Annotated in this window: 2 protein-coding genes (1 of these 2 running past the window's edge); both read left to right on the top strand. The window is 72.1% G+C overall.

Annotated elements, in window-relative coordinates:
* Positions 1–9,501: a non-ribosomal peptide synthetase gene (locus G7Z99_RS03335; protein WP_181092022.1), complete on the top strand. Its 9,501-nt coding sequence runs from the start codon at positions 1–3 to the stop codon at positions 9,499–9,501.
* On the top strand, positions 9,498–12,661 hold the 5' portion of the coding sequence (locus G7Z99_RS03340; RefSeq protein ID WP_181092024.1) for a non-ribosomal peptide synthetase. 14,602 nt of this gene lie beyond the right edge of the window; only the first 3,164 of its 17,766 coding nucleotides appear in the window; its start codon is at positions 9,498–9,500; its stop codon lies beyond the right edge, outside the window. The genes G7Z99_RS03335 and G7Z99_RS03340 overlap by 4 nt, the downstream gene beginning before the upstream one ends.

A 12,661-nucleotide genomic window follows, 5' to 3' on the forward strand; every position in this document is an offset into this window, starting at 1 on the left:
ATGTCTGTTACCGAAGTTTTGCCGCTGACCGCGGCTCAGCGTGACATCTGGCTGGATCAAATCGGGCACGGCGACTCGCCGCTCTACACCATCGGCGGCTACGTCGATCTGCAAGGTCCCTTGCGGCCCGAGCTGCTGGAGCAAGCGCTGACTCACTTGCTGAGGGCTCACGATGCACTGCGCACGGTACTGGTGCCCGCAGCGCCTGGCAGTGACACGACCGTGCCAGGGCAGCGCTTCGTCGCCGACCTGCCGCTCGACCTGCCGCTGTACGACCTGAGCCAGGCCAGCGACCCGGTGGCCGCCGCGCAGGCCCAGGTGCGCGCCGCCCTGCAGCACCACCACGCTCTGGACGGCGGCCCGCTGCTGCACTTCAGTCTGGTGCGCCTGGCCGCCGACCGGCACTGGTTGATCACCCACGCCCACCACCTGATTCTCGACGGCTGGGGCTTCGGCCAGATGCTCAAGGCTCTGGGCGAGCACTACACCGCGCTGACCCAGAACCTCCCGCTGCCGGGCGCCGCCGCCTCGTACGCTGCGTTCGTCGCGGACGACCAGCGCTACCAGGCCTCCGAGCGCTACCTGCGCGACAAGGCCTACTGGCTGGACAAGTACCGTCACCTGCCTGCGCCGTTGCTGGCACCCCGTCGCCAGTTGCGCCGCGCCAGCGACCCGTCGCCGGCCGGCAACTGCATGCAGGTGTTTCCGGCCGAGCTGCACGCGCGCATGCAGCGTTTCGCCGAGATCCAGGGCGCTTCGGCCTTCCATGTGCTGCTGGCGGCGCTGCACCTGTACGTCTGCCGCGTCTGGCAGCGCCAGGAATGGGTGGTCGGCGTGCCGATGCTCAACCGCAGCGGGCACTTCAAGTCCACCCTCGGACACTTCGCCCAGGTCAGCGCCGTGCACCTGGCCACCCCTGACGACCTGACGTTCGAGGCGCTGGTCAGGCGCGTGCGCGACACCTTGCGCCGCGACCTGCGCCATCAACGTTTCCCCCTGAGCGACCTCAACCGCCACCTGGGCCTGGCCCGCGAAGAGCGCGCCCAGCTGTTCGAGGTGTCGGTGTCCTACGAACAGGACAACCATCAGTACGCCTACGGCCAGGCCCAGGCCGACACCGTGAAGGTCTCCAACGGCCATGAAGCGACGCCCCTGGCGATCCACGTGCGCAGCAACCGCCAGACCGACAGCGCCTGGCTGCACCTGGTGCACCACCGCGGCTGGCTCGACGACGACGAGGCGCAGGCCCTGGCCGCACGCCTGCTGCAGACCCTCGACCAGGGCCTGGCCGCGCCCGACACACGCCTGTCGCAGTTCGAGCTGCTCACGCCGGCCGAACAGCGCCAACTGGACCACTGGAACCGCAGCGAACTGCCCGCCGCCGGCAGCCGCCAGGTTCATCGGCGCATCGAGCGTCAGGCGCAGCTGCGCCCGCAACAGGTGGCCGCCGTGCATGGCGAGGCCCAGCTGACCTACGCCGAACTCGACCAGCGTGCCAGCGCCCTGGCCGACCACCTGCGCGGCCAGGGCGCCGGGCCCGAGCAGCGGGTGGCCGTGCTGCTCGAGCGGGGCCTGGACCTGATGGTCGGCCTGCTGGCCATCTTCAAGGCCGGGGCCGCCTACGTGCCGATCGACCCCGCCTTGCCTGGCGAACGCATCGCCTACCTGCTCGAGGACAGCGCCCCGTGCCTGCTGCTGAGCCTGTCCAGCCTGCGCGCGCGCCGGCCGGACGGCCCGCTGCCGGTGCTGGAGCTGGACGCACTGCCACCGCTGGGCGCCGAGGATGGCCTGCCCCCCGTGAGCACCCCGAGCGAGGCCGACCTGGCCTACGTGATCTACACCTCCGGCTCCACCGGGTTGCCCAAGGGCGTGATGATCGAGCAGCGCATGCTCGCCAACCTGGTCGACTGGCACCTGCAGGCCTTCGACCTGGGGCCAGGCCACCATACCTCCTGCCTGGCCGGGTTGAGCTTCGATGCCATGGCCTGGGAAGTCTGGCCTGCGCTGTGCGCCGGGGCCACCCTGCACCTGGCGCCTGCCCAGCCCCAGGGCGAGAACATCGACGCGCTGCTGCGCTGGTGGCGTGCCCAGCCACTGGACGTGAGCTTCCTGCCGACCCCGGTCGCCGAGTACGCCTTCGGCCTGGCCGACGATCATCCGACCTTGCGCGTGCTGCTGATCGGCGGCGATCGCCTGCGCCAGCTCCCGAGCCCTCGCCGTTACCGGGTGATCAACAACTACGGGCCGACCGAAACCACGGTGGTGGCCAGCTCGGGCCAGGTCAGCGCCGACCGGGTGCTGCACATCGGCGCACCGGTGGCCAACACCCAGCTGCACGTGCTCGACGCGCAAGGGCGCAGGCTGCCGATCGGCGCGGTGGGCGAGCTGTACATCGGCGGCGTCGGGGTGGCGCGTGGCTACCTGGGCCGCCCCGACCTGACCGCCGAGCGCTTCGTCGCCGACCCGTTCAGCGACCGTCCCGAGGCGCGCCTGTACCGCAGCGGCGACCTGGTCCGCTGGCTGCCCGACGGCACCCTCGAGTACCTCGGGCGCAACGATGACCAGGTCAAGGTGCGCGGCATGCGCATCGAGCTGGGCGAGATCGAAGCGGCGCTGACCGCCCAGCCTGGGTTGCAGGACGCCGTGGTGCTGGTGCGCGACGAGCGGCTGCTGGCCTGGTACACCACCGCCGAAGGCGTCTCGCCCGACCCTCAAGCGCTGCGCCAGGCCCTGCGCCAACGGCTGCCCGCGCACATGGTGCCGGTGGCCTTCACCGCGCTGGCGCACTGGCCGCTCACCGCCAATGGCAAGCTCGACCGCCGCGCCTTGCCCGCCCCGGACCCGACGCAGATGAGCGGCCAGGCCCACGAGCCACCGCAAGGTCCGCTGGAAGTCGCCATGGCCGCACTGTGGTGCGACGTGCTGCAGGTGCCCAAGGTCGGTCGTCACGACAACTTCTTCGAGCTGGGCGGCCATTCGCTGCTGGCGGTCACGCTGGTCGACCGGCTGCGCCAGGCCGGCCTGCCCGGCAGCGTGCACCAGTTGCTCAGCCACCCGACCCTGGCCGAACTGGCCGCGCTCGAACGGCACACAGCGCCCACCGTGGAGGTACCGGCCAACCGCGTGCCGCCCGACGCCGAGCACATCACGCCGGCCATGCTCAGCCTGACCACCCTGGACCAGGCCGCCATCGACCGCATCGTCGCCACGGTGCCCGGCGGCGCGGCCAACGTGCAGGAGATCTACCCCCTGTCGCCGGTGCAGGCCGGGATCACCTACCACCACCTGCGCGCCACCCACGGCGACCCCTACCTGCTGCGCTGGCGCCTGGCGTTCGACAGCCTGGCGCGCCTGACCCGCTGGGCCACGGCGCTGCAGCAGGTCATCGACCGCCACGACATCCTGCGCAGCGCCGTCTGCCACGAAGGTCTGGCGCAGCCGCACCAGGTGGTCTGGCGCCAGGCCCCGTTGACGGTCGAGGCCGTCGAGCTGCCTGACATCACGGACGGCGACACGCCGCTGGCGCAGTTGCAGGCCCACGTGCAGGCCCACAGCGCCCGCCTGCCCTTGCACCAGGCGCCCCTGATGCGCCTGTCCCATGCCCAGGACCGGCTCACCGGCGAGACCGTGGCGATCCTGCTGTTCCATCACCTGATCCTCGACAACCAGGCCATGGTCCGGGTCGCCCAGGAGCTGGCGAGCCTGCTCGAGCAGCCCGACGTCGTCCTGCCTGAGCCGGTGCCGTACCGTCAGTACATCGCCCAGGTCGGGCGGGCCGATCAGGCCGCGCAGACGGCGTTCTTCGAGGCCATGCTCGGCGATGTCGACGAGCCGACCTTGCCATGCGGCCTGGCCGTGCGCGAGGACGACACCCCGCTGGACGAATGCCGCCGGCCCCTGTCGCCCGCCCTGAACCAGGCCCTGCGCGAGCAGGCCCGGCGCCAGGGCGTCAGCGTCGCCAGCCTGGTGCACCTGGCCTGGGCGCGGGTGGTCGGCGTGCTGGCCGGTCGCGACGATGTGGTCTTCGGCACCGTGCTGCTCGGGCGCATGCAGGGCGGCGATGCCCGCCAGGCCCTGGGGGTGTTCATCAACACGCTGCCGCTGCGCATCGACACCACACAGGACGCCCGTCAGGCCCTGCGCGACGTGCACGGCCGGCTCAACGCGCTGCTGGCCCACGAGGACGCGTCTCTGGCCCTGGCCCAGCGCTGCGCCGACCTGCCCAAGGGCGCCACGCTGTTCAGCGCCTTGCTCAACTACCGGCACAGCGCCGAGGCGCGCCCGCAGGACGGCGAGGGCGCCTGGGCCGGGGTGCGCGTGCTCGACGGCGAAGTGCGCAGCCATTACCCGCTGACCTTGAGCGTCGATGACCTGAACACCCACTTCGACCTTCAGGTACTGGCCGTGCCGACGCTGGGCGCCGCGTGCGTGACCGGGTGGGTCGAGACGGCCCTGGCGCGCCTGGTCGATGCCCTGGCCCAGGCCACGCCCGGGCGCGTCGATCGAGTGTCGATCCTGGACGATGCAGCCCAGGCGCACCTGCTGCAGCGCGGCCACGCGCCGCGGGCCTACCCGCGCGGCCTGACCGTGCACGCCTTGATCGAAGCCCAGGCGGCCCAGCGACCCTCGGCCCCGGCGCTGCGCCAGGGCGACGTGTGCCTGAGCTACGCGCAGCTCAACCAGCAGGCCAACCGCCTGGCGCACACGCTGCTGGCCCACGGCGTATGCCCCGAGGACCGCGTGGCGGTCTGCCTGGGCAACACGCCGAATCGGGTGGTGGGGCTGCTCGCGGTGCTCAAGGCCGGGGCCGGCTACGTGCCGGTCGACCCCGGCTACCCGGCCGAGCGGGTGGCCTACCTGCTCAGCGACGCCGCGCCCCGGCTGGTGCTGACCGACGACGCCACCCAGGCCCGCGTCGGCGACGGCGCGCAGCTGAACCTCGACCGTTTCGACGGCCACGGGCAGTCGGCCCAGAATCCGCGCCTGCCAGGCCTGGACGACCGGCACCTGGCCTACGTGATCTACACCTCAGGCTCCACCGGCCAGCCCAAGGGCGTGATGGTCGAACACGCCAGCCTGGTCAACCTGGTGCACTGGCACGCCGAGGCGTTCGGCCTGCAGGCCGGCAGCCAGACCGCCAGTGTCGCCGGCTTCAGCTTCGATGCCGCGGCCTGGGAGACCTGGCCGGCGCTGTGTCAGGGCGCCGTGCTGCACCTGCCACCGCGCGGGCTGGTCAGCGAGGCGCTGGAGGACCTGCTGGCCTGGTGGCAGCGCACGCCGATCGAGGTGGGCTTCCTGCCCACCCCGGTGGCCGAGCACTGGCTGCGCGGTGCGCCGCATCACCCTACCTTGCGCACCTTGCTGATCGGCGGCGACCGCCTGCGCCAGTTCGACCGCGACCCCGGCTTTGCCGTGATCAACAACTATGGCCCGACCGAAACCACGGTGGTGGCGACCTCGGGGCGGCTGCAACCGGGCGGCGCCTTGCACATCGGCGGGCCGATCGCCAATGCACGCCTCTACGTGCTTGATGCCGGTCGCCAGCCAGTGCCGGTGGGCGTGGTCGGCGAGCTGTACATCGGCGGCGAGGGCGTGGCACGCGGCTACCTGGGGCAACCGGCGCTGAGCGCCGAGCGCTTCCTGGACGATCCGTTCGTGGCCGGGCCTGACGCCGCGGGGCAGGGCGCACGGATGTACCGCAGCGGCGATCGGGTGCGCTGGCGTGAAGACGGCGCCCTGGACTACCTGGGGCGGGTCGATGCCCAGGTCAAGCTGCGCGGCATGCGCATCGAACCGGGCGAGATCGAGGCGGCGCTGCTGGCCCAGCCAGGCGTCGAAAGCGCCGTGGTGCTGGTCCGCGACGGGCGCCTGCTGGCCTGGTTCACCGGCGACGCGGCCGTCACGCCCGCGGCCCTGCGTGACGGCCTGCAACACTGCCTGCCAGGCCACATGGTGCCGTCGGCGTTCACTGCCCTGGCCGCGCTGCCGTTGACCCGCAACGGCAAGCTCGACCCGGCGGCCTTGCCCGAACCGACCTCCGACAGCCTCGTGGGGCAAGGCTTCGAAGCACCGCACGGCGCACTGGAAATGGCCATCGCCGCAGTCTGGGCCGAGGTCCTGGGCCTGGCCCGGGTCGGCCGACACGACGACTTCTTCGAACTGGGCGGCCACTCGCTGCTGGCCGTGAGCCTGGTCGAGCGCTTGCGCGAACGCGGTCTGGGCATCGACGTGCGCGTGCTGCTGGCGCGCCCTACCGTGGCCGCGCTGGCCAGTGGCATGGGCCCGGGCGACACGCGCATCACGCCGCCGAACCGTGTGCCAGACGGCTGCACGCACATCACCCCGGCACTGTTGGCCCTGGCCGACCTGGACCAGGCGAGCATCGACCGCATCGTCGCCCAGGTGCCGGGCGGCGCGGCCAACGTGCAGGAGATCTACCCGCTGGCGCCCTTGCAACAGGGCATTCTGTACCATCACTTCAGCACCCCCGAACACGATCCCTACCTGCTGCACCTGCCACTGCGCTTCGACAGCCTGGCGCGCCTGCAGCAGGTGGCCGCCGTCCTGCAGCGCAGCGTCACCCGCCATGACAGCCTGCGCACGGCGATCGTCTGGGCCGGCCTGGAAACGGCGCACCAAGTGGTGCTGCGCCAGGCGGCCCTGCGGGTCGAGCAGGTGCCGGTCGCACTGTTGGGCGAAGCCCATGCCCGCCGCCCGATGGCCCTCGACCAGGCCCCGCTGATCGAACTGTGGCACGCAGCGCCCGACGCCGAAGGCACGGTGCAGGCGATCCTGCGCTTTCACCACGTGGTGCTCGATGCCCTGGCCCTGGACGTGCTGCGCGAGGAGTGGCTCGATGATCTGGCCGGGCAGGGGACGCCGCACGCCCCAGCGGTGCCCTACCGCAACTACGTGGACCAGGCCTGTCAGGGGGCGGCCCAGGCCGACCACGAGGCGTTCTTCCGCGCGCAACTGGGCGACATCGACACGCCGACCCTGGCCTTCGACACCCCAGGCGTCGTCGCCGGGCCGGCCGAACAGGCCCGGCGCGCGCTGCCCCAGGCTCTGGTCGAGCGGCTGCGTCGCCAGGCCCAGGCCTGCGCTGTCAGCCTGGCCAGCCTGTTCCACCTGGCCTGGGCGCGGGTGCTGGGCGTGGCCTGCGACAGCGAGCGCGTGGTGTTCGGCACCGTGCTGCTCGGTCGCCTGCAAGGCGGGCAGGGCGCCGACTGTGGCATCGGCATGTTCATCAATACCCTGCCGCTGCGGGTCGAGCTGGGCGAACGCAGCGTGCACCAGGCGCTGCGCGACACCCATGCCCGCCTGCTGGCCTTGCTCGCCCACGAACAGGCACCCCTGGCCCTGGCGCAACGCTGGAGTGGCGTCCCGGCGCCGTTGCCGCTGTTCAACGCCATGCTCAACTACCGTCATGCGGCCGGACAGGCCCGGCAGGACACCCGTCAGGCTGCCTGGGAGGGCATCGACTTCGACCCGATCCAGGCGCCGGGCACCTACGCCCTCACATTGGACGTGGACGACTTCGGCAGCGCCGTGCACCTGGGCGCCAGCGCGCCTGGTTCGGTGGGCGCCGCACGCCTGGCCGGGCTGGTCGAGCAGGCCCTGGCGAGCCTCTCCGAGGCCTTGGATGCGGACCCCGAACGCCCCGTGCAACAGGTCGCGGTGCTGGACGAGGCGACCCGGCACCGGATGCTGGCGACGGCCAACGACACCGCGCAGGACCACGACCTGACGCAGACCGTGCCAGCACTGTTTGCCGACCAGGTCCGGCGTCGGCCAGAGGCCATCGCGCTGTACGCCGACGGTGTCGCGCTGCGTTATCGCGACCTGGAGGCCCAGGCCAACGCCGTGGCCCATCACCTGCTGGCGCACGGCCTGGGCCGCGACGACCGCGTGGCCCTGTGCGTCGAGCGCGGCCCGGCGATGGTGGTCGGGCTGCTGGCGATTCTCAAGGCCGGTGGCGCCTATGTGCCGCTCGACCCGAGCTACCCGGCCGAGCGCCTGCGTACGCTGCTCGACAGCAGCACCCCGCGCGCAGTGCTGGTGCACGGCGCGACCCGCGGTCGCCTGGCGCTGGCCGGGCAGGTCGTGATCGACCTGGATGCCCTTGAGCACCTGCCGACGCAGGCCGAGGCGCCAGTGTGCCGGCCGAGCGCCCATGACCTGGCCTACGTGATCCACACCTCCGGCTCCACCGGCGTGCCCAAGGGCGTGATGGTCGAGCACCGTCAGGTGGTCAACCTGGTGCAGTGGGCCCGGCGCGTCTGGCCCGAGACGCCCGAGCGCGTGGTCCTGCACAAGACCGCGATCAGCTTCGATGCCTCGGTCTGGGAGCTGCTCTGGCCGTTGTGCAGCGGCGTCCCACTGGTGCTGGCGCGCCCCGACGGGCAGCGCGACCCGGCCTACCTGACCGCGCTGATCCGTCAGCACCAGGTCAGCGTGGTGCAGTTCGTGCCGGCCTTGCTGGCGCAGTTCCTCGATGACGACGGTTGCCTGGCCTGCACCAGCCTGGTGGACATCGTCTGCGGCGGCGGCGAGCTGACCGCGGCCCTGGCCGCCCAGGTGCGCCAGCGCATGCCGTGGGCGCGCCTGCACAACGTCTACGGGCCGACCGAGACCACCGTCGATTGCAGCCTGTTCACCTTGCACCCCGAGCAGCCGGTGCCGGCCACCGCGCTGCCGATCGGCCAGCCGATCGACAATACCCGGCTCTACGTGCTCGACGCCCAGCTGCAACCGGTCCCCGAGGGCGTGCCGGGTCAGCTGTACATCGGCGGCGCGGGGGTGACCCGCGGTTACCTCAACCGCCCCGACGAGCAGGCCCAGCGCTTCATCGACAGCCCCTTCGCCCCTGGCGAGCGGCTGTATGCCAGCGGCGACCGGGTCCAGCGGCGCCTCGACGGCGAGCTGATGTTCCTCGGACGCAACGACGACCAGCTCAAGCTCAATGGCCTGCGGGTCGAGCCGGGCGACATCGAGCACAGCCTGCTGCGCGTGCCGGGCATCGAACAGGCGGTGGTGCTGGCACGGGCCGACGCCCTGGGCGCCCAGCGCCTGGTGGCCTGGTACAGCGGCACCGTGCACACCGCAGCGGCCCTGCGCGCCGCCTTGCTCGAGCAGTTGCCGGACTACCTGGTGCCGGCGCTGTTCATGCACCTGACCCATTGGCCGCTGAGCCCCAACGGCAAGCTCGACCGCCGCGCCTTGCCGACGCCGGACGCTCACGCCTTGCCAGGCCGGGCCTTCGAGGCACCGAGCGGCGAGGTCGAGGTCCTGCTGGCGCAGGTCTGGGCCGAGCTGCTGGGCGTCGAGCAGGTCGGCCGACACGACAATTTCTTCGAACTGGGCGGCCATTCGCTGCTGGCGGTGAACCTCATCGCCCGGCTTCGCCAGGAAGGCCTGGAAGCCGACGTCCGCGCCCTGTTCGAGCACCCCACGCTGGCGGGTTATGCCGCCATCACAGAGAGCATGGAGATCATCCTGTGAGCATCGATCAATTACTGGCCACCCTGACGGCCAACGCCATCCACCTCAGCCTCAAGGACGGCCAACTGGTAGTCAAGGGCAACCGCCAGGCCCTGCAGGAACAGGGGCTGGTCGAGCAGCTGCGCCAGCACAAGCCGGCACTGATCGCCTTGCTCGAGGCCGGCCAGCTGGGCAGCCCCACGCCGCAGCAGACGCCGGTCAACGCCATCCCTGCCGATTGCACGCGCATCACCCCGGCCATGCTCGACCTGGTCGCCCTGACACCGGGCGGCCAGGTGCCGGACCAGGCTGCCCTCGACCACCTGCTGCGCGACATCCCCGGCGGGCACGCCAACGTCCAGGACATCTACCCCCTGGCCCCGTTGCAGGCCGGCATCCTCTACCACCACGCCAGCGCCGGCGAGGCCGACCCGTACCTGATGCAGGTGCGTTTCGCCTTCGCCGACGCCGCGCGTCTGGAGGCCTTCATCGGGGCGTTGCGCCATGTCGTCGCCCGGCACGACATCCTGCGCACCTCGGTGCACTGGCAGGGCCTCGAGACCCCGTTGCAGGTGGTCTGGCGCACGGCCGAACTGAGCGTGACGCGTGACGCCACCGCGCTGCCGACCCGGCTGCCCCTCGACCAGGCGCCCCTGCTGCGCCTGGTCTGCCACCCGGCAGGCGCCGACGGCGCGGTGCAGGCCACCCTGCTGTTCCACCACATCGCCATGGACCACAGCGCCCTGGAGGTGATCCGCCAGGAGGTCCAGGCCTGCCTGAGCGGGCAGGCCGAGCGGCTCGGCCCCCCGGTGCCGTTTCGCAGCTACGTGGCCCAGGCCGTGCTCGGGCTGGGCGAGGCAGCCCACGAGGCGTTCTTCCGCGACATGCTCGGTGACGTGGAACGCCCGACCCTGGCCTACGCACGCCAGCGCCTGGACGACGACGAGGCGATCCTCGAACACAGCCAGCCGATGGACGCTGCGCTGGCGCAGGGGCTACGGACCCAGGCGCGCCGCCTGGGCATCAGCGTCGCCAGCCTGTTCCACCTGGGCTGGGCGCGGGTGCTGGCGAGCCTGGCCGGGGGCGAGCAGGTGGTCTTCGGCACCGTGCTGATGGGTCGGCTGCTGGGCGCCGAGGCGACCGAGCGGGCCTTGGGCATCTTCATCAACACCTTGCCGCTGCGCCTGGACATCGACCAGCGGCCGGTGCTCGACGCGGTGCGCGCCACCCAGGCACGCCTGGCCGCGCTGATGCGCCACGAGCATGCGCCGCTGGCCCTGGCCCAGCGTTGCAGTGGCGTGGCACCGCCCATGCCGCTGTTCAACAGCCTGCTCAACTACCGTCACAGTGCGCCGCCGGTCGAAGGTGCCAGCACCTGGGACGGTATCCAGGTCCTGCTGGCCGAGGAGCGCAGCAACTACCCGCTGGTGATGAGCGTGGACGACCTGGGCGAGGGCTTTGCCCTGACCGCGCAGGCCGCGCCCGGCATCGAGGCGGCACGCCTGTGCGGTTACCTGGCCCAGGCCATGGCGCAGATGCTCGACGCACTGGCCCAGGCCCCGCACACCCCCGTCGACCAGCTCGACGTGCTGCCGGCCCACGAGCGCGACCGGCTGCTGGGCGCGCTGGCCGGGCCGACCCCACGGCCAGCACCTGCCCGCCTGCTGCACGCACGCATCGCCCAGTGGGCCCAGGCCACTCCCGAGGCGACCGCGGTACGCGTCGGCGAGGCACAGCTGAGCTACGCCGACCTCGACGCCCAGGCCAACGCCCTGGCCCACCGGCTGATCGAATGCGGCGCAGGCCCCGACCAGCGCATCGCCGTGCTGGCGCGACGCGGCCTGGATACCGTGGTGGCGCTGCTGGCCGTGCTCAAGGCCGGCGCCGCCTACGTGCCCATCGACCCCGCCCACCCGGACGAGCGCATCGCCTACCTGCTGCACGACAGCGCGCCGGTGCTGGTGCTCACCCAGCAGCGCTTGCAGGCGCGCCTGACCGACACGGCAGTGCCGGTGCTGCTGATCGACCGCACCGAAACGCCTGCCCGTGCCGAGGCGCCTGAGGTGCCGGGCCTGACCCCGGACCACCTGGCCTACGTCATCTACACCTCCGGTTCCACCGGCCAGCCCAAGGGGGTGATGGTCGAGCACCGCACCTTCGACAACCTGGTGAACTGGCACTGCCAGGCCTTCGCCGTGGAAGCCGGCGGCCACACCGCCAGCGTCGCCGGCTTCGGCTTCGACGCCATGGCCTGGGAGGTATGGACGGCGCTGTGCGCCGGGGCGGTGCTGCACCTGCCGCCGGACAGCGTGGACAACCAGCAGGTCGATGCCTTGCTCGACTGGTGGCTGGCCCAGCCGCTGGAGGTCGCCTTCCTGCCCACGCCGGTGGCCGAACATGCCTTCGGCCGCGGCCTGCGCCATCCGACCTTGCGCACCTTGCTGATCGGCGGCGACCGCCTGCGCCGCTTCGACCAGGACCCAGGCTTCGCGGTGATCAACAACTACGGCCCGACCGAGACCACGGTGGTGGCCACCTCCGGCCCGGTGATCCCTGGCCAGGGCCTGGACATCGGCCGGCCGATCGGCCACACCCGCGTCTACCTGCTCGACGCCGCGCTGCGGCCGGTGCCGCTGGGCGTGGCGGGCGAGCTGCACGTGGGCGGTGCCGGTGTCGCGCGCGGCTACCTCAATCAGCCGGCGCTGAGCGCCGAACGCTTCCCGCAGGACCCGTTCAGCACGGTGCCGGGGGCGCGCTTGTACCGCACGGGCGACCTGGCGCGCTGGAACCCCGATGGCACCCTGGCGTACCTGGGGCGCAACGACGACCAAGTGAAGATCCGCGGCGTGCGCATCGAACTGGGTGAAGTCGAAAGCCAGGTGGCGCGGCTGCCCGAGATCGAGCAGGCCCTGGTGCTGGCCCTGGAGGACAGCCCCGGCCAGGCCCGCCTGGTGGCCTACTATTCGCTGCGCGACGGCGCGACGGCCACCCCTGACAGCCTGCGCGTGGCCTTGGCCACGCGCCTGCCAGGCCACCTGGTGCCCAGCGCCTGGGTCGCGCTGGCCCACTGGCCGCTGACCGCCAACGGCAAGGTCGACCGGCGCGCATTGCCCGCACCGGACCGCCAGGCACTGGGCAGCGCGCCCTTCGAAGCGCCGCGCGGCGCCTGCGAACAGGCCCT

Origin of the sequence: Pseudomonas entomophila (genome assembly GCF_013523165.1) — a bacterium.
In the GTDB taxonomy this organism is placed as follows: Bacteria; Pseudomonadota; Gammaproteobacteria; order Pseudomonadales; family Pseudomonadaceae; genus Aquipseudomonas; species Aquipseudomonas entomophila_A.